Below are 23,697 nucleotides of genomic sequence, written 5' to 3' on the forward strand. Positions count from 1 at the left end.
ACTCACTGGGCCGTGACGCAGCCACCGGCCCCCGAAGGACAATCTGGGCTGTGACCTGCGGCGCTACTCAGCGAGTCACCCAGCCACGATGAACAGCTGACTCCCTTTCAGGAGTTCGCGCCGGGTAACGGTGACTAGCTCCAGGAAACGGGAGAACATCAGAGCGGTAACGCTGACCGGCGACGCTTGTGCACCGCCACGGACTTGAACCGTGAGCCCGCCGGAGGGGAGCCGAGTGTTCCACCACGGGCTCCGATGAGCGTCCTGCTGGGGAGAAGGCCCCTAGCACGCTGACGATCGTGGCTGATGTTCAGCCGCAGATGTCGGTCATGATAGCGCTGGACACTGCAACTTCAGGTGTCCGGACGAACGTCCGAGTGCCTACCCGGTTGACGCCAGAGCGGCATACATCCTGTCTCTCGGTCATGGCCTCGAATCCGACGCAGGAACCGGAGAGCCGAGCGGTCATCAAGCCGTCAGAGTCAGCGGCGTCCGCAGCGTGGAGGATCTCGTCGAGGGACCGCTCTTCCTGGTGTCTCGTGCGCGCTCATGGCGGACGGACGGCCGCAACGAGCCCTTGCCGCGCACGATCTGCGACTCGGTGCGCAGCGCGCCGCAAGATCGACTGCTTGCCACGGGCGCCGTGCCGCGCGCGGAGTTCCGCCTCGCTGCCCGGGCGGATTGGGGTCCGCCTCCGCCAGAGCATGCGTGTCTGGGGTCCGGCGACGGCGTCGCTGTGTGAACCCTGGGCAACGGACCGTGGGATCTGGCGTGCCTCGGACCGGCCTCAGCCGGGCTGTTCTCCCAGGTAGGCCGCTTACTCCGCCCGGTCTCACGGTCAATGGTGCTTCGCATCGGCTGGCGCCGACGGCCTCCGGCCGCCATTGACCGCGAGCCTCGCCGGGCGGAGTCGGGCGCGGACGGCAGGGGCGGGCGCTTCGCACCGCGCCCCGCTACCGGCCCACCGGCTACTGCCAAGGCCTCGGGTCGGTTCCGTTCCGGACCAGAGGAGCCGCCGCCATGTCGTCCCCGACCCGCAACCACGAGGAGAACCGCAACGCGACTACTCATGACGGACCGACGTTCGGGCGGGTCGACATGGAGTCGCCGGTCCCGCGGCCGTGCCCGACCTGCGGACACGTCGCAGCGGAGGCGGCCCCGGCGCCCGTCGTCGCGCCCGCTCCACCGATTCAGGACCTGGTCCCGAGCGCCGACGCGGTCCGGACGGCCTTCTGGACGCTGGTCCTGCTGATGGAGGTGCTCGACGGCCGCCGCGCGTGGCGGCAGGTTGCGCACCTCGCGGTGCCAGGTGTCGGGCGCTACCTGCGGGCGGCACCCGTGGATCCATGTCTGGGAACGGGAGCGGCGAAGGTCGTCAGCTTCCACCCGTCGCAGCCGCACCGGTGCCGGATCGAGACGGCGAGCTCGCTTCAGGTGCGGGGTCGACGTCGGGCGCTCGCGGCGACGTTCCAGATCACCGGCAGGGAAGAGTGGATCTGCACGATGGTCCGGATCCTGTGAGCGGCGGCCCCGGCGAGGACACGACACCTCGCCGGGCCACTCCGGCGGGCGACTCAGCCCGCGAGGTGCCGGTGGACGGGCGGGAAGATCTGCTCGACAGGGATCAGAGCGGAGAGAGCATCGACTCGAACCCATCGCACCTCGGCCATCGCCGGATCGCTCGCTGTGGGCGTCGAAGCTGTAGCGATCGCAGCGAAGTAGATCATCGAGGCGCCAGTCATCGGATGGACGCGCCGGCCCAGCTCATTCCCGACGGTGACCTCGACGCCGGTCTCCTCCAGGACCTCGCGACGTGCGGCTTCCGACGGCGTCTCGCCGGCTTCGACCTTGCCTCCAGGGAAGACCCAGGGCGGCACCCCGTCACGTCGTCGCACGACCAGCACGCCGCGAGGACCGGTGACGACAGCGACCACGGCGAAGTCAGGCACGCTCTCAGCTTCCGGTAGCTCGGTCGCGGTTGGGGCATCTTTGGTCGAAGCGCCGCGAAGTCGCCGCCCTCAGTGCGATCATGATCGCCAGGACGCCGAGATCACGAGCGTGCGGGGGCCGGATGCAAGCAGGGGCGGATCGTGGAGAAGCATGGCTCCACGTGGCCGAGACCGTGGCAGCTGCGCCTCCCGACGGCTCCGACGTCGGGGAGATCATCCGCTGGTACCGGCAGCGCGAGGGGCTGACCCAGCAGGACGCGGCGAAGCTCTTGAACACGACGCAGTCGAGGCTGTCGAAGCTGGAGAAGGGGTCGCAGGCGCTTCGCGATGTCGTCGAGCTCCGCCACATCGCGTCGAAGCTTGGCATCCCCCCGGAGCGGCTCGGGGTGCTGCCGGACAACTCCCGCGATGCGATGCCTAGGGTGGGCGCGGTCAGCGAGGAACCCGGGCCTGTGCGGACGAGCCAGGAGCGGTGGTGCGAGGTCCGTCATGAGCTCAACGGCAACCGTGCGCTGCTGGGTGATCTCGCATCTGAGCTGTACCCACAGGAGCAACGCGTCGCTGGGACGACGGTGCTTGCGGGGCCCGGCTGGGTGCCGGATCAGCCGGTGGATCTCGCCGACGTCGCGATGACCTGGCTGGCTGAGTCTCCGACCCCGATCATCACGGGCAAGGTCGACGAGGCGGCAGCCGTGCGGTCGCTGCGCGCCACGGGCGAGCCCTACGACCGGTACTCGCGCGCGCTGCGCGATCTCGCGCGGCCGAAACTGCTCGACAACAGAGCGAGCTATCGGCTGCTCTCCGCTGACTGGTCTGGCGGGCGCGGACGGTTCGGCTTCAACTACACCAGCTACTTCGACGTCCTGGACGTCTGCGAGGCCGTCGGACACGAGTTCGCCGACGCGTGGCAGCAGCGCGGGCGCAAGCGGCCGAGCCCGGCAGATCTTCCGCTGCGGCGCCTGATCGAGGATCCCTTCGACCTGGTGGCGCGGCCGATGCTGCCGAGCATCAACACGCTGACGATCCGGCGGGACCCGATCGACGGGCACCGAATGTACCTGCATCAGCGCAACGCGGGCGCGGTCGCGGCGGCTGGTGGGATGTTCCACGTCGTCCCGGCGGGCGCGTTCCAGCCTGCTGCGCTCGCGCCGGCCCACCAGGCCAACGACTTCTCGTTCTGGCGCAACATCCAGCGCGAGTACTCGGAAGAGTTTCTCGGCAACGCCGAGCACGACGGAAACAGCGTCGACCCCATCGACTACCTGGGCGAGGAGCCCTTCGCGTCTTTCGAGCGGGCTCGCCTGGCCGGCGACTTCCGGGTGTCAGCCTTGGCGCTGGTGCTGGAGCCGCTGACGTTGTGGGTCGAGTTGCTCACCGTCGCGGTGATCGAGGCGCCGGTGTTCGACGAGCTGTTCCGCGACATGGTCTCGGTGAACGAGGAGGGAGCCGCGGTCAGTACGGACGCGGACAAGCCCGCAGTCGGGATCCCTTTCACCTCCGAGGCTCGCGAGCGGCTGCGGGACGAGCCCCTTTCGCCGATCGCGCGCGCGTGTATCGAGCTGGCATGGCAGCACCGGCAGGAACTCCTCGGTCGGTGAGGTCAGCCTCCCAGGTGTCTGAGGCCTGGCCGTCTGCCTCCAGGACCAGCGGGGAGGGTTGGCGAAGGGGCAGGGCGAAGAAGGCGGCTGGCCGGGCATAGCCTGATCAGCTGATGAAGGTCATAGTCACCGGTGCGACCGGTTTCGTCGGCTACGCGCTCGCCGCCGCTCTCGTGGGGGCAGGCCATGAGGTGGCGGCGCTGACGAGGTCAAAGCGCGAGCTGCCGACCAACGTTCGCCGGGTCGAAGCCGAGCTCCTCGACGCTCCGACGGTTGCTGCGGCCATGAAGGCTGAGCGGCCTGACGCCGTGTGTCACCTCGCGGCGCTAGTGCGGGTTCGTGACTCGCGCGCGGATCCCGTCGGCTACTGGCAGACGAACGTCGGTGGGACCCTCGCGCTGCTCGGAGCCCTTGCCGCTCAGGACGGGCCCGCTCGACTGGTGGCGGCGTCTACCTGCGCCGTGTACGGGGAGGACGTGCCGCAGCCGATCAGCGAGGCGCAGATCCCGCAGCCGACAAATCCGTATGGCAGCACGAAGCTCGCTGCGGACCGGGCGATCGCCGATGTTGCTGCGACGGGCGCCATCGGGGCCGTGAGCCTCCGGGCCTTCAACATCGCTGGTGGTATTGGCAATCACGCAGACCCCGACACGAGCCGGCTTATTCCGAAGATCATCGCTGTGGCGCGCGGTGAGGCGCCCGAGCTGACGGTGAACGGCGATGGGTCGGCTGTCCGGGACTACCTTCACGTCGCCGACATGGTGGATGCCTTCGTTCGCGCCCTGGACGCGTGCGAGCCCGGCACGTGGAAGGCCTACAACGTCGGCAGCGGGAACCGCTCGACTATCGCCGACGTGATCGCGGCGGTGGAGGAGGTCATCGGGCGGCCGCTGCCCGTCCGGCACAACCCACCCGCAGACGAGCCGAAGGTGCTGCTCGCAGATCCTTCACGGATCGAGAAGGATCTCGGCTGGCGGCCCGAGAGGTCGGATCTTCGTCAGATCGTCCGAGACGCCTACAACGCTGTGACCAGCAGAGATTCCGTCAGCGAATAGTCGCGAGTGGAATACGCGGCTTCCGACTCGCGACTCCCTCTTGCGGCGCCCTGATCTGCGGTTCTCTGTGGTGCATGACAGAGATCGCAGAGTTTCAGCAGCGGGTGGCGGTGCTGCGGAGCCAGCTCGACGAGATCGCCGAGTCGATCGCGGAGCTGCGGGCTATTCGCCTTCGTCGGCTTGCTGCTGCTCGAGCCGGTCGAGCCGGGCGCGAAGCGAGGCAACCTCCTCCTCGAGCCCCTTGAGGGCCTTCAGGACCGGATCCGATGCTTCGTCCGCGTGAACGGATGCCGTCTCGCCGCGGAGGACCTGCTCCAGGTAGGCCGCGGGCCAGCCGAGCGCCTCGGAGATCGCCGCGAGCGTCTGAGGGCGGCGACGACGGGGGTTCAGGTTGTGCTGGAGCTCCCTCAGCGTGGTGAGCGAGACCTTGGCGCTCGACGCGACCTCCATCTGCGTCATGCGCGTCTCGGCGAGGCGTGAGCCGATCGCGGTCGCCACCGCGGACCAGTCCTCACGTTCGCTTTCCACCACGCGCGAAGGGTAGGGCACGCCGATCTCGCTGGTACCGATCGGTGCCGGTGTTGCCCACAAGTCTGTCCAGTAGGCGTCAATATTGACCACAACTGATGCTAGTGTCGAGCAGTCGAGGGGAGCTGATCATGAGGGAATGCATCGAGGTGCCGGAGCGGTCCGGCTTGCTGATGACCGTCGAGGAGGTCGCCGTCCTGTGGTTCGGCGCAGTGGGGGAGCACGGCTCCGCCAGTGCGAACTGCCAGAAGATCCGCCGGCTGATCCCGGAGCATCTGCCGGCTCGGCGGATTGGGAACCGCTGGTACGTCAGCCGGGCCGCTGCCGAGGCGTGGGCCGCCGGGGGCGACGACGCGCTCGTGATGGCGCACCCGGACACCCGGGCCGCCCGGAGTGGGGAGCTCGCGTGATGGGCGCCGTTGGAGTGCTGATCTTCGTGGCCATCGTCGGGGCCTTCATCTGCTCCAAGGCTCGGTCAGCTGGCGGAGCGATCGCGTTCTCGCTGCTAGCCCTGGTCCTGTTCATCGCCACGCCGGTGGGGAAGGGCCTGCCCGCAGCGATCGGCACGTTCATGGATGCCGTCGACGGGGCCGCGACGCCGGCTCTTACGGGCGGCCAGCAGGAGGCGGGTGCGGGTCGATGACCGACGAGTGGACGCGATGGCGAGACCAGGTAGGACGGCCCGGCGACGGGTTCTTGGCGGGACACAGCCGCCGGGCCGCTCTCACCGCACATCAGCCGACGGCAGGTGAGTTCACCATGGTAGGGCCGCAGTGGATGGCGCAAGCGGCGTGCCGGGACCTCGACCCGGAGGTGTTCTTCCCGATCGCGGAGTCGGGTCCGCTCCGCGAGCAGGAGGTCACCCGGGCCAAGGAGGTCTGCGCCGGCTGCCCGGTGCGTGCGCAGTGCTTGGCCTGGGCGCTCGACGCGCTGCCGTACGGCGTGGCGGGCGGGCTGGATGCCGACGAGCGCAGCGAGCTGCGGCGTGGCGGGGAGAAGATCGCGGCGGAGGACCTCACCGCGCTGCAGCGGTGGTCGCTCCAGCGCGGCGAGGTGATCGCGGCGGGCCGTCGGGCGTTGGCGGCTGGCACCTCGCGTGCGCGGGTAGCGCAGCAGTTCGGCGTCTCCCGACGGACCGTGGACCGCTGGGCGGCCGCGCTGACCGTAGGAAGTGTGCGATGACCGGGGCGCGAGCGCAGCTCCATCGTCTCGCCGAGCGCATCGCCGTCGAGCAGTTCGGCGGCGAGATCGTCGAGGAGTCGATCCCCGGCTACCAGGTGTTGACCCGCCGACGTCTGGCGGATCCGCTGCCCGGGGTACGCGCCGCGCAGGCACTCACGAGCGCTGCGCGTGGCCTGCTGGTCGAGCACGCCAGGGAGGCGCGCGCCGTCGGTCGCTCGTGGGACGAGATCGGGGAGGCACTGGGGCTCTCGGACGGCGCTGCGGACGAGGAGCGGGCCGAGGCGGCGTTCGCCGAGATCGTGGAAGGCCGCCGTGCCGAGTCGTATTGGCCCTCGGTCCGGAGCCCGTCGACGTCCTGGCGATGCAGGCCCTGCGGCGAGCTGGTCATCGACTACGGCCTCAGCGGCAGCTCGCACCCGGACGACCAGGAGTCCGGGCACGCCGACACGTGCACGCGGCATCGTGCGGCGCTCGCGCAGTGGCGGATCGACACGAGGTGGGACGAGTGATGGCCGGCATGGATGTCCTGCTCAGTTCAACTCCTCTGATCCTGCTGGGTCTGGTGGTCGCCGCGGTGGTCGCGTGGACCCGCCGGGCTCACGGGATCGCGCTCGGGCTACTGGTCATGGCCGCGTTTCCGCTGATGACGACCGTGCAGGCGCTGTCGTGGCCGTCCCTGGCAGCAATTGCCGTGCTCGGCCTGCTGGTCGTGCGGCACCGGTGGTCGCGCTCGTCGTCAATCGTGTCGCGGTGGGGCGCCCGGTCGCGACGGAAGTCCGGTGTGGCCTCGACCGTCGATGTGTTCCGGTTCGCCGGATCAGGCGCGATGCTCCGCAGAGCGGGAACGATGCGGCCCTCGCTGGAGGGTGCGACGCGGCGCGAGCTGCTGGTGCTGCCTGTGCCCGAGGTGGCGGTGCGGCTGTGCCGGTCGGGGTCGCAGTGGGTCTGGTCGTCCGTCGAGGACGTCGTGGTGACCGTCGGCGGGCCGCGGTCGGGGAAGTCGGGTTGGCTCGCCGGTCAGATCATCGATGCGCCCGGCGCCGTCCTGGCCACGAGCACTCGGCTGGACCTGCGCGAGCTGTGCACCCCGTACCGCGAGCGGAAGGGGCCCGTCGTCACGTTCAACCCGTCAGGGCTGGGTGGGGTGCCGTCGTCGATCACGTTCGACCCGCTGACGGGGTGCGAGGACCCGGTTGCGGCCGCTGAGCGGGCGACGGACCTGCTGTCCGCGGTGACCTCGCGCGGCAATGGGGGAGAGCGCGAGTACTGGGAGCTGCAGGGCCGGCGGGTGCTGGAGGCCCTGCTGCACGGCGCGGCGCTCGGGCACCGCTCTATGCGCGAGGTCCTGGACTGGACTGCGAGCCCGGAGGCGGCGCACAAGGAGGTCACGGGACTGCTGCGGCGCTCGCCCGAGCCGGCATTCCGGGTGTCTTTCGAGCAGTTCGTCGGCACCAATGACCGCACCCGGACGTCAATCACCTCGACGATCATGCCTGCGCTCGGCTGGCTGACCTCCGCAGGCGCGCGCGGGGCGGCCGGGCTCGGGCCCGAGGGTGCGCGGCCGTTCGACGTCGCGGAGCTCCTGACGACCCGCGGCACTGTGTTCCTGCTCGGCGGCGAGGAGTCGCACGCCGCCCCGCTGGTCGCCGCCCTGACCGGCTACATCGCGCGAGAGGCGCGTCGGATCGCGGCGACGAAGCCCGGCGGCCGACTGGACCCGGGCCTGCGCCTGGCTCTCGACGAGGCGGCGCTGATCTGCCCGGTTCCGCTCGAGGCGTGGACCGCGGACATGGGCGGGCGCGGGGTGACGATCCTGATCGTCGTCCAGTCCCGGGCGCAGTTGCTTGCTCGCTACGGCGAGCACGGCGCGGCGACGATCCTGAACAACGCGGGCGCCGTCATGGTGTTCGGCGGCACACGGGACCGCGAGGACCTGCAGTTCTGGTCGACCCTCACCGGGGAGCGCGACGAGCCCGCGGACACCCTCGACCCTCGCGGTCGGACCGTGGCGCGGACGACGCGCAAGACGCCCGTGCTCGCGCCGGCGCAGATTGCGAACCTGCCCACGGGCAAAGTGCTCGTGATCCGGCGCGGCATCGCCCCGGTCGTCGGGCGGGCACAGATGGCGTGGCGGCGACGGGACGTGCGCTGGTCCCGGTTCTGCGACCGCCGCCCCCGCACGACCGCCTGGCTCGTCGGGCTGGCCGGACGTCTGCCTGGCGCGAAGACGGCGATGGGTCGGCTTGTGCCGGGCTGGCCCGGTCCGGCATTCACCCGCCCCGCCGCCGCCCAGCTGGCGGGGGACGCACTCGTCGTCGACGGCCAGGTCGTCGACGTCCGTGAGGAGGCCTGACCATGACGACCGACTGGCAGGAGCCGCTGACCGCGGCCGAGGTCGTCGACCGGCTCACCATCGCGACCGGGCGGGATCCCGAGGTCGCGTCGGCGATGATCCGCGACTACCTCGACGATACCAGCGAGCGGCTCGGCTCCTCCGTCAACCGCTGGGGGCTCCACACCGGTGACGTCGACGAGATCCGCCGCGGCTACGAGTGGGTCGACCCCGAGCGCGGCGAGACCGCAGCTCAGGCGCATGCGCGAGCGGCCGAGTACGCCGAGGGTTGGGCAGAGATCGCCGGGATGGCCGAGGACAGCCCTGGCTACTCCGCTCAGGTCGACCGGCAGGCCTCCCTCTGGGCCGAGCGAGCGCGGGACTTTGAGCCGCGAGCCGAGGACGAGACAGCCCGCGAGGCGGTGTCGGCTGCGACGGTCCGGGATCGACGGGCTGCGTACGTCGTCGGCGACGGGCAACAGGACGGCGACGAGGACGGGGGGTCGCGGTGATCCCGCCGGCGCCACCTTCGGACGTCGCCGGCCTGGCACGGGAGGTCGACGGTCTGCGCCGTGAACTCATCCTGCTGCGCGTGCTGCCCGGCCGAGTCGACGAGCTGTCCCGCCTGCTGGCGGACCTGGCCGAGACCGTGACTGCGCTCCGCGCGCGCTCGACGACCCCGGCGCCGTCCTGGCTCATGGCACCCACCGACGCGACGACGACCGGAACCCTCCTCGACGAGCTCGCCGCCTGGCTCCGCGCGATCTACCTCCGCTACCCGGACGCCGCCGAGTCCTTCCCGGACTGCTGGTGCTGGCACCCGCACGTCATCGAGGAGCTGCTCTGGCTCATGTACGCATGGGCAGCGGCGTACCAGGGGCCGTCGGCATCGGTCGCACTGGCGGGGGAGTGGCACGACCGCTGGCGGCCCGGGGTCGTGCGCCGGATCAAGGCGACGGCCGGCATCTGCTCGCAGGAGAACCACCAGGACCGCCGCGGCTGGCCCGAGGTGCCCACGGGTGCGCCGGTGGTGCCCGGCGAGGACCAGTTGGGTGCACTCGCCGAGTGGTGGGCTGGTCGTCGCGATGAGCGGGCACCCGAGCCGCCGCCGCGGAGCAGCGTCATCAATGACGCGCTGGGAGGCACCCGATGAGCCGGATGGTCGTGTGGCTGCCCGGCCTCGCCGTCGCCGTGGGCGCGGCGGCGGCGACCGCCCACGGGCTCTACGAGGTCGCCCTCGCGTCGCGGGTACCGGCCGGGATCGCGTGGCTCTACCCGTTGATCACCGACGGCCTGGCCCTCGTCGCGTATGCGGCGACGGCCCGGCTCTCGGGATCGGCGGCGCGGTACGCGTGGGCGGTCGTGGTCATCGCGGCTGGGCTGTCAGGGCTCGCGCAGGCGATCTTCCTTGCGTCCGACAAGACCCTGGAGGCGACACCGGCGGTGCGGTTCGGGATCGGTGCCTGGCCCGCGGTCGCGGCGGCTGTGGTGGCACACCTGCTGTACCTGCTCGCTGAACCCCAGCCCGTTCAACACTGGGCTGAACGCCCTGGTGTACAGCCGGATGAACAACCCGCCGTACAGCCCGAGCCCGCGCAATCAGCGGCCGCCGAACTTGTGGCGGCTGAACCCGCCAAGCCGGCGGAGTCCCCCCAGCGCGACCGCGCCGAGAGGGAGGCGCGTGCTCACCGCGCCGAGCACGGTCGGCTCCCGACCGTCTCCGAGCTCCAGGACCGCGCCGACGTCTCCCGCGGCACCGCCGCCAAGGCCCTCAAAGCCCTTAGAGACCAGTTGACGACTCCACATCCTCTCCAGCTCGTCCCCGCTCCCCAGAGCCACGAGAACACGGACTCCAGGACCACCTCATGATCAAGAATCAGACCAGAAGAAATGCTTCACACCTAGGCATCGTGATCAACAGGGCCGGTTCCCGGCGGTGGGCCGGATGCTGAGCATCGCGGTCGGCTACAGCCCCGAGTACCTCCTGAAGGCGGTCGCGACGGGCCGCGAGAACTACTACACCGGCGCCGTCACCGAGGGCGAGCCGCCGGGCCGCTGGTGGGGTGCCGGGGCGGAGAAGCTCGGCCTACGCGGCCTGGTCGACGCCCAGGACATGACCGGCGTCTACGAGCGCTTCCTCGATCCGCGCGAGGAGGGTTTTCGCGACAAGGACCGCTGGGACGAGGTGTTCACCCTCGGCCACACCGGGCGGCGGTTCCAGTCCGAGGACGAGTTGTATGCCGCGGCGTTGGCACGCGAGCCGAAGGCGAGCCCTGAACGCCGCGCTGAACTCCGGGTCGAGGCGGGCAAGTCCGCGCGGCGGAATGTCGCCTTCCTGGACGTCACGTTCAGCGTTCAGAAGTCGGTCACCCTGCTGCACACCGCGTTCAACGCCGAGGAGGTCAAGGCCCGTACAGCGGGCGACGAGATCACAGCCGAGGCCTGGAGCCGCTACCGGCAGGCGGTCGAGGACGCGATCTGGGCGGGCAACAACGCCGGCCTGGCGTACCTCTCGGACAAGGCGGGTTACACCCGGCTCGGACACCACGGTGGCGCTGCGGGCCGGTACGTCGACGCGCACGACTGGGTCGTCGCTTCGTTCTTCCAACACGACTCCCGCGAGCACGATCCGCAGCTTCACATCCACAACGCCGTCCTCAACCGGGTCGAGACCCCCGAGGGCGACTGGCGCACCCTCGACTCCCGCGCGATGCACAGGTGGCGGGCCGCTGCGGCGGCCGTCGCGGAGCGGACGGCGGAGGAGCGGCTGACCCACGCGCTCGGTACGAGGTTCGCCACCCGCCCCGACGGCAAGGCCCGCGAGCTCCAGGGTGTCTCGCCGGACGCGATGAACTTGATCTCCTCCCGACGACGTGATGTCAGCGCCAAGGCCGCCGAGCTGATCGACGCGTTCGAGGAGCGCTTCGGCCGCACGCCGAACGGGCTCGAGCGAGACCGGCTCTCCCGGCAGGCGACGTTCGCGACCCGCAAAGCCAAGTCGAACAGCGGCGAGACCCGTGAGGCACTGCTGGACCGCATCGACAGCCGGCTGCGTACGGAGGTCGCCGACGGGCTGGCGGGCGTTGCCCGCTCCGCGCTGGACGCTCGGCCATCTGCACCCGCCGCGCAGACCTGGTCACCGCAGGCCGTGATCGAGACCGCGCTCGCCGACGTCCAGACTCGAAAGGCCGGCTGGACGCGCTCGGACCTCACCCGAGCTATCAACGCCGCGCTGCCGGACTACCTCGATCTGCCGGCGGGGTCCGACGTGGCCAGGCTGCTCGACGACCTCGCCGATGAGGCGCTGAAGTACGCGGTCCCGCTCGACGTCGCCCGGCCCGGTGAGCCGGAATTGCCCGCCGAGCTCCGCCTGGCGAACGGCCAATCCGCGTACCAAGCACCCGGCGCGCAGCTCTACGCCACTCCGGACCAGGTTCGCACCGAGCGCATCCTGCTCGCGGCCACCGCCGACCGCGACGCGACCGCGCTGTCCGAGGCTGCGGCCCAGCGGTTCCTCGACGAGCTGCGCACCACCGGGATCGAGCTCGGCGCAGACCAAGCCGCAGCCGTCCGCGGCGTGCTGACGTCCGGGGCGCGTATCGAGTCGCTGGTCGGGCCGGCGGGGACCGGGAAGTCGTTCGTGGTCGGCGCGATAGCTCGTGGCTGGACGGACCCCGTGCTGCACGACGGTTCGAGCGAGCGTCGGGTGTTCGGGCTCGCCACGTCGCAGGTCGCGACCGAGGTCTTGGCGGGGGAGGGGCTCTGGGCGCGCAACGTCGCGCAATGGCTGGGCGCCCAGGAACGCGACGAGCCGGGGTGGCGACTGCGAGCGGGCGACCTGGTGGTCGTCGACGAGTCCGCGATGACCGACACCCCGGCGCTCGCCGCGATCCACGAGCGGGTCGACGCAGCTGGCGCGAAGCTGCTGCTGGTCGGCGACCACAAGCAGCTCGCCGCGGTCGGCGCCGGCGGTGGCATGGACCTGCTGGCCGGGGCCGGTGCCCGCTACGAGCTCAGCGACGCCCGCCGGTTCACTGCGGACTGGGAACGGGCGGCGTCACTTCGGCTCCGAGCCGGGGACGAGTCGGTGCTGCGCGAGTACCACCGGCGGGGCCGGTTGCTCGACGCCGGATCCGCGGAGCAGGCCGAGGCGTCGGCGTCGCGCGCGTGGCTGGCCGACACCCTCGCCGGACGTCGCTCGATGCTGTTGGTCGACACGAACGAGCAAGCGGCACAGCTGTCGGCGTCCCTGCGCGCCGAGCTCGTCCGACTCGGGCGGGTCCAGGAAGCCGGGGTGCCGCTCGGGCTGCAGGGGACCTACGCCGGCGTCGGGGATCTCGTCGAGGCGCGTGCGAACGGCTGGGACCTGGCCGGACAGCTCGGAAACCGGCGCGGCCCGATCAACCGGGAGACCTATCGGGTCACCGGGCTGCGCGAGGACGGTGGCCTGGACGTCGAGACGCTCGACGGCGAGCCGATCGCACTGCCCGCGTCGTACGTCGCCGATCGCCTGGCCTTGGCCTACGCGTCCACGGTGCACTCGGCGCAAGGGTCGACGGTCGACACCAGCCACGTCGTCGTGACGACGCGGACTGGGCCCGCGGCGCTCTACGTCGGAATGTCGCGTGGACGGACGACGAACACGGCTCACGTGACCACGGAGTTCGCCGTGGCGGATCCGGCCGACGGGCGGCCGGACCAGACTCTGCGACGCGATCCCGTCTCCGCGCTCGCCGTCGTCCTCGATCCGGATGGGCTGACCACGCCGCGCTCCGCGCTGGCGACAGCGACGGAGTCCGCGGAGGAGCGCGGGTCGATCCGCACCGCGGCCGAGCTGCTCACCGACGCCGCCCACCTCGCCGCAACCCAGCGCACCGCGACGTGGCTCGACGATCTCGCCGCCGAGGGCGTCCTCAGCATCCGGGACCGCGCGCGGATCGCCGCCGAGGACGGCGCGGCGTCGCTGACGCGCGTCCTGCGCAGCGCGGAGCTGGCAGGCAACGACGCACGGCAGGTGCTGACCGAGGCGGTCGCGGGCCGTTCGCTCGACGACGCCCGCAACGCCACCAACGTCCTCTACTCGCGCATCACCGATCGCCACCGCTTCGACCCGACCGGCACGACCTGGGCCGACTGGACCCCGCGCGTCGACGACCCGGAGTGGCAGCGCTACCTCGACCGGCTCGCGTCCGCCGCCGACGGCCGGGCCGTCGAGCTCGGCGAGGAGGTGGCACGTGAGGCACCGCGCTGGGCGGTCGACGCGTTCGGCGAGCCACCCGCGGAGGCGATCGAACGAGAGGCGTGGGTGTCCCGGGCCGGACCGGTGGCCGCCTACCGAGAGCTGCGCGAGCACACCGGCGAGGACGCGCTCGGGCCCGCGCCGAGCTCGGGCCAGGTCGAGGCGTTCGCCGCCTACCGCGCGGCCTGGCGAGCCCTCGGACGCCCGGAGATCGACCGCGAGGAGATCGAGATGTCCGACGGCCAGCTCCGGCTGCGGGTCCGCGCGGCCGAGCGTGAGGCGGCGTGGGGACCGCGGTACGTCGCCAACGAGCTGGCTGGCACCCGTCAGGCTGCTGAGGCGCAGCGACAGAAGGCGGTGCTGCTGGCAACCGAGGCAGGGCAGAGCGACGACCCGGACCGGCTGCTCCGCGAGAGCCGGGACGCCGAGGCACTCGCCGCGACGCTCGACGAACGCCAGGTGCAGCTTCAGGAGCTGGATGACATCCGCTCGCGCTGGCTCGCCCACACCGCCGCCACCCGCGCGGCGGGAGACCGCGCCCAGGCCGAGCTCGCCCTCCGGCACGCCGACGACGTCGAACCGGAACCGCAGGTCACCGCCGAGGAGTGGCTGGCGGCGCACCGGGCCGCCGACGCCGACGACGACCGGCACCGCGAGATCACCGAGGAGTACGAGCTCGACGCCGGCCTGACCGACGATCACGAGGCGCCGCAGGACATCCGGGAGATCGCTGCCGCCGAGGAGCCCGTGCGCGGTGAGGACGCCGTCCGGGTGCCGTCGGCGGACGAGACCTCCGCAGCCATCGACCGCGCCCACCGGGCGCTCGCGGAGATCCAGGCGCGCGAGGTCTACGACGCCGCGCGCGAGGCGGAGGAGCAGCAGTACGTGCAGGCCGACGAAGCCGAACTCACCGAGGAGAACGCGTGGGAGCGAGCATGAGGTCAGCTGACCGGCGTCAGGTCCGGTACCGGACCACTCGACCGCCACGCCCAGCGCAGCGTCGCGGCGACCGCCTCCACGAAGCCCGGCCGCGTCGCGACGAGCGGCGGCGGAGGGGTGCGCGCCGCCATCGTCTCCGCGGCCAAGAACTCCGACTCGATGAGCTCCTCGGACGCGAGGGCCGCCGCCTTAGTGATCGGCGCGGGTGTCGGCGTGCGGTGGCCGTTCGAGGCCTCGGTGACCGCGCGAGCCATCCAGCGGCACGTCAGCGCGACGCCGCCAGCGGTCCAGTCGGTGATCCCGCGCTCGCCCTGCACTCGCGACTGCTCCTCCGCGGCGCTCCAGAGCGCGGCGAACTCCCCGAGGGGCACACGGAGGTTGCCCGGCGGGATGCGGTCGAGGTGGCGCTCGGTCACGCGCACACACCGAGGATCCCATCCACGGCCGACGAGGTCACGGCTCGAGGTGAGCACGATGTCTGAACTGCTCCGGGCTGCGCTCGGGCACGCTGCGCGAGGTTGGCGGGTCTTCCCACTGCGGGCGGGGGACAAGCGGCCCGCCATCAAGGACTGGGAGGCGCGGGCCACCACGGATCCGGCGCGCATTCGGAGGGCGTGGCTGCGGGACCCGCGGCTGAACGTGGGAATCGCCTGTGGCCCGTCAGGTCTCGTCGTGATCGACCTGGACACGTCGGACCACGGCTCAGTCCGACCGGCGGAGTGGGACCGACCCGGCATCCGAGACGGCGTCGACGTGCTGGCGGCTCTCGCCGCCGACCACGACGAGCCGTTGCCCTGGGACACGCTGTCCACGCAGACCCCCTCCGGCGGGGAGCACCTCTACTTCACTGCACCTGCCGGGTGCCGGATCCGGAACAGCGCTGGCCGGCTTGGCTGGCTGATCGACGTCCGCGCGGCGGGCGGGTACGTCGTCGCGGCCGGCTCGGTGGTGCGCGGGCGGCGATATCGCAGCAGCGAGCACGACGAGGTCGCTCCGCTGCCGCCGTGGATCGCCGATCTCCTGCACGACCCTCCGACCCCGCGACCGGACCTCGGGCCGGTCCTCGAGATCGTCGGCCGCCGCTCGCAGTACGCCGCGGCGGCGCTGCGCGGCGAGGTCGACCACGTCCTGGCCTCCGGTCGAGGCAGCCGCAACGCGACGCTGAACAAGGCGGCCTTCGCCCTCGGGCAGCTCGTTGCCGCTGGGCTGCTCCCGGACGGCCTCGCCCGATCAGCGCTGGCGGAAGCGTCCGCCGCCGTGGGGCTACCGGCGAGCGAAGCGGACCGCACGATCCGCTCTGGGCTCACCGCCGGCGCCCGGCACCCCCGCACCGCACCGATCGGGAGTGATCGACCGTGACGCAGCGCCGCAGCGCGCGCGACATCCTTGCCAGCCTCGACGCCGACCGCCGTCTTGCTGTCCTGCACGGCGAAGATGCGGCACAGCCGCAGGGGTGGGAGGCCGACCCGACCCCGCTGACTCCGCGCCGCCTGGCCCCGCCGTTCCCGGTCGACGCGCTGCCGCCATGGGTGGCCGACATGGTGTTGGCTGTCGCGGAGTTCACGCAGACCCCGCTCGACCTGCCTGGTTGCCTGGCCCTTGCCGCGCTGTCCACGGCGGCTGGCGGCCGGGCGGATCTGGAGGTCCGGCCGGGCTGGCGGGAGCCGCTGAATCTGTACACGGTGGTCGCGATGCCGCCAGGCTCCCGGAAGAGCGCAGTTTTCGCGGCGATGACTGCCCCGCTGTTGGAGGCAGAGCGGCAGCTCGTCGAGCAGGCCCGCCCACGGATCGCCGAGGCGGAGCTCGCGCGGAAAGTCGCCGTCGCCGAGGCGGAGCGGCGTGCGAAACAGGCCACGGCCGCGCGCGACCGGCTGACCCGGGAGGAAGCGCTCGCATCGGCGGCCGAGGCTTCCGTCGAGGCCGAACAGCTGGTCGTGCCACCGCTCCCACGCCTGATCGCCGACGACGTCACCACCGAAGCCGCAGCCTCGCTGCTCGCCGAGCAGGGCGGTCGCCTCGCGGTACTTTCGGCCGAAGGCGGGATCTTCTCGACGCTGGCGGGTCGCTACTCCGGAGGTGTCCCGAGCCTCGAGGTCTTCCTGAAGGGGCACGCCGGTGACCTGCTCCGCGTCGACCGGAAGGGCCGCCCGGCCGAGCACGTCGCTGCACCAGCGCTCACTCTCGGCCTGGCCCTGCAGCCCGAGGTCCTCACCGACATCGCCCGCATGCCCGGCTTCCGCGGCCGCGGCCTGCTCGCACGAATCCTCTACTCCCTCCCCGAGAACACAGTCGGACGACGCCGGGTGGGCGCTCCGGCGGTCTCGGCGTCGGTGGATCGCGCATACAGCGCCCGCCTCGCCCGCCTGGTCGTCACCCTGGCCGAAGAGCAGGAACCGCTCCGGCTCCGCCTCGGCGACGACGCCAACCAACGGGTCCTCGACCTGGAGCGGGCCCTCGAACCCCGCCTCGCCCCGCACGCCGACCTGGCCCACGTGACCGACTGGGCCTCCAAGCTGACCGGCGCCACCGCGCGCACTGCGGGCCTACTCCACCTCGCCGAGCTCCTTCCGACTGCATGGTCCCAACCCGTCGAGGTCCGCCACGTCGAAGCCGCGGCGAGGCTGGGCCAGTACTTCCTCGCCCACGCCCTGGCCGTCTTCGACCGCATGGGCGCCGACCCGACCATCGACGACGCCCGCGCCGTGCTGGACTGGATCGCCCGCACCGGCGCCGAGCACTTCAGTCGCCGCGACGCCTTCACCGGCCTCTCCCGAGCCCGCTTCCGCAAGGTCACCGACCTGAGCCCGGCCTTGGAGCTGTTGGAAGCCCACGGCTTCATCCGCCTCGCAGCACCCCCAGCACCAACGGGCGGCCGCCCAAGCTCTCCGCGATGGGAGGTCCATCCCCGCGCCGCGAAAGCCGCGAAAGCCGCAGAAGGTGGGCCGTAGCACCTTATGCGGCTTTCGCGGCTTCTGCGACGCAGACCCCCGAGGCTAACCAGCGCGCCGACGCCCGCCTAAGTGCAGCAAAATACTGAGGCGTTTGCCAACCTGATCATGCGTTGGCGATCATGAGAGTCTGAACTGCGTAAGAGTGATCGAACCTAGAGGCGGTCGACTTCCTGTCAAGGGGTCGAAGTATTGGGCATACGAATAAGGCGATCTTCCTGGGATAGCGTCAGGACTACTCGGTCAGCAAATTCAAGCAGGATGCTGCGGTCAAGCTCATTGTCTACGGCCACGACCTGTAGTCTCCCCTCGTACTGCTCGGACACGCGACGCAGCAGTCTGTAGACATCCCGCACTCTGGCTTGATCGAATCCTTCGTGACCCGCATTCGACGATAGGCCGTCTAGGATCAGTAGCCCTGGCATAGGTAGATTGCGATCGATAGCGACGGTATGGTGAGCGGTGGCATGGGCGACATTCACGAGCGTCTTCAAGCCCTGACTCGACAGCTCGTCAAAGGTCCGGCCAGATACTTCCGGCATAAACGTGGTCGGATTGATTCTGACTGAGAGCTCGTCGCTCAAGTTCGGGATATGCAGTTCGGTTAGATATTGAAGCATCCTCGACTCAAGTGCGCGGACATTTGCGTCAGCCTCAGAATGCTGAAGCCGGTGCGCGTGGATCTGTCGCTCTCGGTCGGCCCGATCAGCCTCAAGTTGATCACGGCTGCGCATCGTGTTCTCGTAGCGCTGGAGGAGCTCAAGGTACTCATTGAGTCTAAGTATCTCTGACTCTGCTTGCGCCTGAGCGGCCGCCACTTCCTGAAGTCGGTTCGCTCGATCGGACACAAAAGTTCTAGTCAGTTCATCTAAATATGTAGATATACGCTCGATCTCACTTCCGAGTTCTTCTGCTCTAGTCTCAAGCTCTATAATCGTTGACGACCGCATGGCGACAATTTCCTGCGTCTCCGCAATCTGGGAAGCGATCCGTGCCTGCTCGTTCAGCATTTGTTCGCGGGAGGTCGTCGGTGACGGCTCTTGGAGACAAAGATAGCAATGACTGGAGTCGACCCGGCCGGCGTCGACGTTGCTTCCGCAGCGTGGACAAACAACGAAATCGAAGTCAACTAGCCACTCGTCCGCTACGATCGCACGAGTTAACCTTGAGGACTGCGTTGCGAGCTGCTTTTCAAGGTCTCGTAAGTCAGAGATCTGACTCCGGTTTCTCGCGAGGCTTTCATTTGTCAAAGCTTGATCGCGTCGAAGCTCAAGCAGTCTCTGCTGTGCATCGGCGGTGCCAGCGATCCGTGAGGACTCTGCCTGAACCTCTCGACGGATGCTCTGAATGTTCTCTGCCGCCTGCACCGCGATTACGAGCTGTTGCTCAAGGTCTTCCTTGTCGGCGAACGGAGTATTAGCAAGAAAGGACGAAGCCGCATTCACTGATTGTTCGATGGCGGCAAGCTGTAGTTCAATCGAGCGAAGATCGGCGTTGAGTTTTGCGAGGTCAGGATCGTAGTAGCCATACGCAATTTCGAACACCCAGCGACGCTTAGCGTTTCTCCAGTCATTTTGATGCCCGAAGATTTGAGTATCCAGTTCATCGCCGGTTATGATGCAGTAGGATAGCCAGTCCGACATGGTAACCGGAGTTAGAGCCCCGGCTGGTTCCGTCCGAGCACGTGGAACGCTAACTGCAGGTATGCTGAGCTGGTCAAGGAGGAAAAGACTATACGTTCGGCTTGCCGCTGCGACCGGCAGGCGAAGCGCGACCGGTTCCCTCTGTTCAGAGACCACCTCGCCCACCTCGACCAGCGCGTCGCGACTGGTTGTGCGCGGGCGATAGATTTGCCACTCGCGATTACCGACAGTGACATTTCCGCGTATAGCAAGCAGTTCGTCTACCTCAGGGGGCATGCCGCTTGGCATTGTCCCAAGAAGTGCGCGAACTAGGCGAACGAGTGTGGTCTTACCGGTTGTGATATCTCCCTGAATCACGTTCAGGCCCGGCCGGAACTGAACGGTTCTCCGGCCGCCGACTAGTTCAATGTCTCCGAGCTCGAGGCGATGATTGTTGCTGGTAGGCGGGCTCTTCGACGAATCGTCTGGGCTCATTCGATGTCCTCGCGCCAGTTAGTGTCGGACACTTCCGGCAGCTCGTAGAGATAGTTCTTGAGGGTTGTACCCGACTTGTCGAGGTGTCGTCGCAACAGAGCCAATCGGTTCTGCATCGTATCAAAGCTTGCATCCGCTTTAAGGTCAGCTGCTAGATCGGCGCCTATAGGAGTGGTCCGATATCCAAATCCGCTTGCGCTGCCGAGGGGGGTTACCTCGACCAATCCTCGGCCAATCAGGGATCCGAGCACGGCAAAGTACGAGGGGTCCCACGGCCCATACCTATACCGCATCATCCTGGAGTCCAGTGGCGCATCGTCTGCCAATAGACCCTGCAGGTCCTTATCCGGTACGCCATGGTTCTGGAGTATTCGTCGCAAGTGTTGAGGATATCGAACCAAGAAGTCGAGCTTGGCCAGCTTCACGCGGCCCTCAATGTGCCGCGCAGTTCCGTTACGTTTGCGGCTGAACGCATCTATCAGGAGCAGAAGACGGGCTTCAGACTCGCGACTCGCCCGGAATCTTTGCTGTGCTAACGATTGTCGTCTGGCCGTATCATCGGACTGTCTCTGGCTATACGAGATGCTTTCGGTTGGAGAAGTCATCCTCGCCATCCAAAGCGGCACTCGTCTGACAGGTGGGCCAGGAACCCGAGGACCAAGCGATCGTCCTTGTCAAACAGAGATTTTCGGTCGACATGGGCGAGCTCAGTAGGACGACTTTGTAGCTCTGCGACAATGGCTTCGGCAGGGCGTGATGAGATGCTCGGATTAGCATGCGATGCTATTGAGAGGCGACGAGCCGTCGACTCGGCTAGGACAAGTAATCGTTTCGCGAGAAGGTCGAGTTCATGCGCCTCGTTGTCACCACTAGCGAGAAGTAGTTGCCGCTCTATCTCCATGTCGGCACGCAGGGCCTTCATTGACTCGATTGTTTCCGGAGTTGCGCCTGAGGCTTGAAGTTTTAGTTCGAGAAGTGACGCGCCCAAGCCTGCAGAGATTCGTGCGATAAGGTCATCCGTCGTTACATGCGCGAGTGGAGGTGTCACTGCGGCGAGCATTTCTCGGCTCAGGGTGCGACGCTCAATTTCTTCGCATGAGTTGCCGGGTTGGGTGCTAGATGTTCGCTGACCGTCACGAATTGCATGCGCAAGAGGGATGGACATATCCGCGGATTGCGCATAGGTAGCGATGTTAAGTAGTCTTGCGTACAAATTTGATAGCTCAGGCTGCGACATCGCCGGCCAGATCGCGCCGAGCTCGTATATTATCTTCGCGTCAATGTGGGCTCGAGGTGGTTGGTCTGGGTGAATGGTGAGTCGTTTTAGGAAGTCATCCAGGTGGCTTTTTTTGACGCCAAGTTTCGTCAACTTTTTTCTGGTTTCGAGGCTGGCCTCAGAGCAGCTCCTCACGAATTTGACGGTCTCGGCGTTGCTGGCGATCGGGCCCTCAAGCCATAGCTCGTATGTTGATATGTCAGCTAGTCCGGCCTCGCAAATTGTGTTGTACGACCGGACCAGCGAGTCTAATCCACTTGAGCACATGGCGCTTGCGCTCCATGAGCCCTTATCGCGAGTCTTCAGCTGGAGAAATCTGACACGGTTCGAATAGACTACTGCGATGTCCTCGACGTGTTCACACATCACGTGCTCTGCCGCTTCGGCATCAGAGATGCATGAAAGCCACTGTCTTACGGCTTGCTTCGCCTGCCAGAGGTAGCGTTCGAACGTCAGCGCGCCTGTCTGATCGCTCTCGATCTTGACTAGGGCCTCGAGCGGTCCCGCGGAGCCAAGACTCGAACTCTCGTGCGCTTGCACATAGCCTCCGTGACTCCGGACGTCAACTCGGTGGGTCGAGCCTAGCCGGTCTCGATCAACTTTGTGAACCGGAGGCGAGTTCCACCTATCGGTGGACTGGATTCAGGAACGCGATCGGCGGATTGACGCGAGGACCTCCGTTTGCTTCAGCTCGTAGTGTCATTAGCGGACCACGGCTGTTCCTTGGCCCCGCAGTTGGTGGTCGACCCGCCCGACGTGGGCAGGCTGTTAGGACGTGGCGAACGGAGGAGTGCAACGCCAGGTACGTCAGGCCGAGTCGGCACACGTTGAGGCGTTTGTTGGCACAAGCGAACCGACTTATGCGCTGGATGCCTAATCAGGTCTAGACATCATCCCAATGCGGCGTCGAGGAAGACGGCGGCGTCGGGGTGGAGTTCGCCGCGGCTGACGTAGGTGTCCTTGAGGAACTTGGCCTGGCCCATCAGGTCCGCCTTGGCGCGGTCGGTGAGGGTGATCTCGTCGTCGAGGATGGTGGCGTAGGTGCGGCGCCAGGTGTGGGGGGTCATCCAGTCGAGGTCGACCTTCTCGCGGATCCTGCGGACGCTGCGGCGGACGTTGGCGGGCCAGCGGTAGGTCGGGGCGCCGTCGCGGCCGGCGGAGGCGAAGAGGGGCCAGGTTGGATCGAAGAGAGGGTCCTGGCGGGCGCGCAGGCGGCTCACCACGAACTCGGGGAGGGGGACGACTCGGAGGGCCATGGCGCTCTTGCCGTCATGGACGACGAGGCCCTTGCCCTTGATGGGGTAGACGTTCTGGCGGACGGCGACGACGGGGACGCGGCGGGCCTCTCCGGGGCCGACGATGCGGAGGCCGTCGAGGTCAAGGTCCATCCAGCGGACGGCGCAGATCTCGCCTACGCGAAGTCCGGAGCCGAGGGCGAAGCGGATGAGGTCGGGCATGTCCGCCCGGACTGCGACCTGGTCGGTGTCGGTGAACTCGAGGAGCCGGCGGCGTTCCTCCACCGTCAGTCCGCGCGGGGGAGTGGTCTTGTGGCCGCGGGGTGTCTCGATGCGTTCGAGTTCGCGGACGGGGTTGGTCGGGATGACCTGATTGAGGACGGCTTGCTGCATGACGCCGGAGACGATGGCGCGGATCATGCGGCGGGTGTTCGCGGCATGGGCGGGACGCTCCTCGTACGAGCCGTCCCGGAGCTTCACCATCTTGCGGGCCGATTCGAGGCCGGCGAAGTAGACGTCGAGGCGGGCGACCGTGCACTCGATGAGTCGGAGCTCGCCGAGCTTCGGCAGCACCTGCTTCTTGAGGCAGTTGGCGTAGGTGTCGGCTGTGGAGTCGGCTCGCCGCTCCTGGATCTTCGCGAACCAAACCTCGGAGGCTTCGCGGAAGCGGGAGTGCGAGCCGAGCGCCATCGCCTGCGGTCCGCCACTGCGCTCACGAAGGGCGTCCTGGATCGCCTTCTGCGCGGTGGCCTTCGTGGGCGCCCAGCGGGACAGCTGGCGGGTACGGCCATCGAGGTCTCGGTATCGGCATCGGGCGAGCCAGCGGCTGCCGTCGCGGGTGACCTGGATGTCGCCGTGCGAGCCCAACGCAAGTGGAGGACGAGCCATCGCGTACCCCTCCCGGATGGGGTTTTCGTTGAGTTTCCGTTGAGTGGATCTCCGGGAAAAGTAACAGGCCAGACCGACATACGGTCTGACCTGCAACGATGGTGCGCCGCGAGGGAATCGAACCCCCAACCCGCTGATTAAGAGTCAGCTGCTCTGCCGATTGAGCTAGCGGCGCATGTGTTCAGTTGTCCTGCCGGGTCGTGCGTGTCCCTTGCGCGACAGGAGAAACGCTATCAGGTGCGTCTTCCGGGCCGTGCAAGGGGGTCCGAGACCCCCGGGTGAGTGACGGGACTTGAACCCGCGACTTCCTGGACCACAACCAGGTGCTCTACCAGCTGAGCTACACCCACCATCGAACCTCCGGGCCGCCCCGGCGTTCTGGAGAGAACTCTACAAGGTCGTGTCGACCGC

The 23,697-nt window shown here is 68.6% G+C and carries 21 protein-coding genes and 2 tRNA genes; 14 read left to right on the forward strand and 9 right to left on the reverse strand.

What is annotated here, in order from left to right:
• The first annotated feature begins 1,020 nt into the window (after positions 1 to 1,020).
• Positions 1,021 to 1,521, forward strand: a complete 501-nt coding sequence (locus LWC35_RS10655; RefSeq protein ID WP_232869896.1) for an Rv3235 family protein — start codon at positions 1,021 to 1,023, stop codon at positions 1,519 to 1,521.
• 53 nt (positions 1,522 to 1,574) lie between these two features.
• On the opposite strand, the gene LWC35_RS10660 is transcribed toward LWC35_RS10655, so the two are convergent.
• Complete coding sequence (locus tag LWC35_RS10660) at positions 1,575 to 1,949, reverse strand: NUDIX hydrolase (protein ID WP_308194514.1); 375 nt, start codon at positions 1,947 to 1,949, stop codon at positions 1,575 to 1,577.
• A gap of 161 nt (positions 1,950 to 2,110) precedes the next feature.
• Here LWC35_RS10660 and LWC35_RS10665 point away from each other — a divergent pair, with 161 nt between their 5' ends.
• Both LWC35_RS10665 and LWC35_RS10670 read left to right on the forward strand, forming a co-directional pair.
• Entirely contained in the window at positions 2,111 to 3,547 is a 1,437-nt protein-coding gene (locus LWC35_RS10665; RefSeq protein ID WP_232869897.1) for a helix-turn-helix domain-containing protein, read from the forward strand.
• Between the two features lie 113 nt (positions 3,548 to 3,660).
• Positions 3,661 to 4,602 (forward strand): NAD-dependent epimerase/dehydratase family protein, encoded by a 942-nt coding sequence (locus LWC35_RS10670; protein ID WP_232869898.1) that lies wholly within the window; start codon positions 3,661 to 3,663, stop codon positions 4,600 to 4,602.
• 162 nt (positions 4,603 to 4,764) lie between these two features.
• Here the strand turns inward: LWC35_RS10670 and LWC35_RS10675 are convergent, their stop codons facing one another.
• Positions 4,765 to 5,223: an XRE family transcriptional regulator gene (locus LWC35_RS10675; protein ID WP_232869899.1), complete on the reverse strand. Its 459-nt coding sequence runs from the start codon at positions 5,221 to 5,223 to the stop codon at positions 4,765 to 4,767.
• A gap of 38 nt (positions 5,224 to 5,261) precedes the next feature.
• Here LWC35_RS10675 and LWC35_RS10680 point away from each other — a divergent pair, with 38 nt between their 5' ends.
• From LWC35_RS10680 to mobF, 9 genes are all read left to right on the forward strand, one after another.
• The gene (locus LWC35_RS10680; RefSeq protein ID WP_232869900.1) at positions 5,262 to 5,540 is read left to right on the forward strand and encodes a hypothetical protein; all 279 of its coding nucleotides are present in this window, start codon (positions 5,262 to 5,264) and stop codon (positions 5,538 to 5,540) included.
• Positions 5,540 to 5,773 carry a hypothetical protein gene (locus LWC35_RS10685; RefSeq protein ID WP_232869901.1) on the forward strand — a complete coding sequence of 78 codons (234 nt, stop codon included), beginning with the start codon at positions 5,540 to 5,542 and terminating at the stop codon, positions 5,771 to 5,773. The genes LWC35_RS10680 and LWC35_RS10685 overlap by 1 nt, the downstream gene beginning before the upstream one ends.
• Positions 5,774 to 5,889: 116 nt before the next feature.
• A complete protein-coding gene (locus LWC35_RS40885; protein ID WP_372463031.1) occupies positions 5,890 to 6,312 on the forward strand; it encodes a WhiB family transcriptional regulator in 423 nt (140 codons plus the stop codon).
• Positions 6,309 to 6,821 (forward strand): hypothetical protein, encoded by a 513-nt coding sequence (locus tag LWC35_RS10700; RefSeq protein WP_232869902.1) that lies wholly within the window; start codon positions 6,309 to 6,311, stop codon positions 6,819 to 6,821. Before LWC35_RS40885 ends, LWC35_RS10700 begins: the two co-directional genes overlap by 4 nt.
• Positions 6,821 to 8,665 (forward strand): type IV secretory system conjugative DNA transfer family protein, encoded by a 1,845-nt coding sequence (locus LWC35_RS10705; protein ID WP_232869903.1) that lies wholly within the window; start codon positions 6,821 to 6,823, stop codon positions 8,663 to 8,665. Before LWC35_RS10700 ends, LWC35_RS10705 begins: the two co-directional genes overlap by 1 nt.
• A 2-nt stretch (positions 8,666 to 8,667) precedes the next feature.
• Complete coding sequence (locus LWC35_RS10710; protein WP_232869904.1) at positions 8,668 to 9,156, forward strand: hypothetical protein; 489 nt, start codon at positions 8,668 to 8,670, stop codon at positions 9,154 to 9,156.
• Positions 9,153 to 9,797 (forward strand): hypothetical protein, encoded by a 645-nt coding sequence (locus LWC35_RS10715; protein ID WP_232869905.1) that lies wholly within the window; start codon positions 9,153 to 9,155, stop codon positions 9,795 to 9,797. The genes LWC35_RS10710 and LWC35_RS10715 overlap by 4 nt, the downstream gene beginning before the upstream one ends.
• Entirely contained in the window at positions 9,794 to 10,513 is a 720-nt protein-coding gene (locus LWC35_RS10720; protein ID WP_232869906.1) for a hypothetical protein, read from the forward strand. Before LWC35_RS10715 ends, LWC35_RS10720 begins: the two co-directional genes overlap by 4 nt.
• Before the next feature lie 76 nt (positions 10,514 to 10,589).
• Positions 10,590 to 14,822, forward strand: a complete 4,233-nt coding sequence (gene mobF / locus LWC35_RS10725) for a MobF family relaxase (protein ID WP_232869907.1) — start codon at positions 10,590 to 10,592, stop codon at positions 14,820 to 14,822.
• Between the two features lie 2 nt (positions 14,823 to 14,824).
• Here mobF and LWC35_RS10730 read toward each other — a convergent pair whose 3' ends face one another.
• Positions 14,825 to 15,244, reverse strand: a complete 420-nt coding sequence (locus tag LWC35_RS10730) for a hypothetical protein (protein ID WP_232869908.1) — start codon at positions 15,242 to 15,244, stop codon at positions 14,825 to 14,827.
• 52 nt (positions 15,245 to 15,296) lie between these two features.
• On the opposite strand from LWC35_RS10730, the gene LWC35_RS10735 reads away from it, so the two are divergent.
• Positions 15,297 to 16,181 (forward strand): bifunctional DNA primase/polymerase, encoded by an 885-nt coding sequence (locus LWC35_RS10735; protein ID WP_232869909.1) that lies wholly within the window; start codon positions 15,297 to 15,299, stop codon positions 16,179 to 16,181.
• A complete protein-coding gene (locus LWC35_RS10740) occupies positions 16,178 to 17,770 on the forward strand; it encodes a YfjI family protein (RefSeq protein ID WP_232869910.1) in 1,593 nt (530 codons plus the stop codon). Before LWC35_RS10735 ends, LWC35_RS10740 begins: the two co-directional genes overlap by 4 nt.
• Before the next feature lie 176 nt (positions 17,771 to 17,946).
• Here LWC35_RS10740 and LWC35_RS10745 read toward each other — a convergent pair whose 3' ends face one another.
• From LWC35_RS10745 to LWC35_RS10770, 6 genes are all read right to left on the reverse strand, one after another.
• Positions 17,947 to 19,887, reverse strand: coding sequence for a hypothetical protein (locus LWC35_RS10745; RefSeq protein WP_232869911.1), 1,941 nt, complete (start codon positions 19,885 to 19,887; stop codon positions 17,947 to 17,949).
• Positions 19,884 to 20,312: a hypothetical protein gene (locus LWC35_RS10750; RefSeq protein WP_232869912.1), complete on the reverse strand. Its 429-nt coding sequence runs from the start codon at positions 20,310 to 20,312 to the stop codon at positions 19,884 to 19,886. The genes LWC35_RS10745 and LWC35_RS10750 overlap by 4 nt, the downstream gene beginning before the upstream one ends.
• A 176-nt stretch (positions 20,313 to 20,488) precedes the next feature.
• Entirely contained in the window at positions 20,489 to 21,703 is a 1,215-nt protein-coding gene (locus tag LWC35_RS10755) for a dsDNA nuclease domain-containing protein (protein ID WP_232869913.1), read from the reverse strand.
• Between the two features lie 350 nt (positions 21,704 to 22,053).
• On the reverse strand, positions 22,054 to 23,382 hold the full coding sequence (locus LWC35_RS10760) for a tyrosine-type recombinase/integrase (protein WP_232869914.1): 1,329 nt from the start codon (positions 23,380 to 23,382) through the stop codon (positions 22,054 to 22,056).
• Positions 23,383 to 23,385: 3 nt separating this feature from the next.
• Positions 23,386 to 23,461: transfer RNA gene (locus LWC35_RS10765), tRNA-Lys, on the reverse strand.
• A 102-nt stretch (positions 23,462 to 23,563) separates the two neighbouring features.
• Positions 23,564 to 23,636: transfer RNA gene (locus LWC35_RS10770), tRNA-His, on the reverse strand.
• Positions 23,637 to 23,697: the final 61 nt, after the last annotated feature.

The sequence above is a fragment of the Pseudonocardia kujensis genome, assembly GCF_021283305.1.
GTDB classification, from domain to species: domain Bacteria; phylum Actinomycetota; class Actinomycetes; order Mycobacteriales; family Pseudonocardiaceae; genus Pseudonocardia; species Pseudonocardia kujensis.

What these genes read in the sequence shown, in the direction of transcription:
- LWC35_RS10685 (WP_232869901.1), top strand. Translation starts at nt 5,540, where the DNA reads ATGGGCGCCGTTGGAGTGCTGATCTTCGTGGCCATCGTCGGGGCCTTC.
- LWC35_RS10680 (WP_232869900.1), top strand. Translation starts at nt 5,262, where the DNA reads ATGAGGGAATGCATCGAGGTGCCGGAGCGGTCCGGCTTGCTGATGACC.
- LWC35_RS10720 (WP_232869906.1), top strand. Translation starts at nt 9,794, where the DNA reads ATGAGCCGGATGGTCGTGTGGCTGCCCGGCCTCGCCGTCGCCGTGGGC.
- LWC35_RS10710 (WP_232869904.1), top strand. Translation starts at nt 8,668, where the DNA reads ATGACGACCGACTGGCAGGAGCCGCTGACCGCGGCCGAGGTCGTCGAC.
- LWC35_RS10745 (WP_232869911.1), bottom strand. Translation starts at nt 19,887, where the DNA reads ATGAGCCCAGACGATTCGTCGAAGAGCCCGCCTACCAGCAACAATCAT.
- LWC35_RS40885 (WP_372463031.1), top strand. Translation starts at nt 5,890, where the DNA reads ATGGTAGGGCCGCAGTGGATGGCGCAAGCGGCGTGCCGGGACCTCGAC.
- LWC35_RS10670 (WP_232869898.1), top strand. Translation starts at nt 3,661, where the DNA reads ATGAAGGTCATAGTCACCGGTGCGACCGGTTTCGTCGGCTACGCGCTC.
- LWC35_RS10705 (WP_232869903.1), top strand. Translation starts at nt 6,821, where the DNA reads ATGGCCGGCATGGATGTCCTGCTCAGTTCAACTCCTCTGATCCTGCTG.
- LWC35_RS10655 (WP_232869896.1), top strand. Translation starts at nt 1,021, where the DNA reads ATGTCGTCCCCGACCCGCAACCACGAGGAGAACCGCAACGCGACTACT.
- LWC35_RS10700 (WP_232869902.1), top strand. Translation starts at nt 6,309, where the DNA reads ATGACCGGGGCGCGAGCGCAGCTCCATCGTCTCGCCGAGCGCATCGCC.
- LWC35_RS10735 (WP_232869909.1), top strand. Translation starts at nt 15,297, where the DNA reads ATGTCTGAACTGCTCCGGGCTGCGCTCGGGCACGCTGCGCGAGGTTGG.
- mobF (WP_232869907.1), top strand. Translation starts at nt 10,590, where the DNA reads ATGCTGAGCATCGCGGTCGGCTACAGCCCCGAGTACCTCCTGAAGGCG.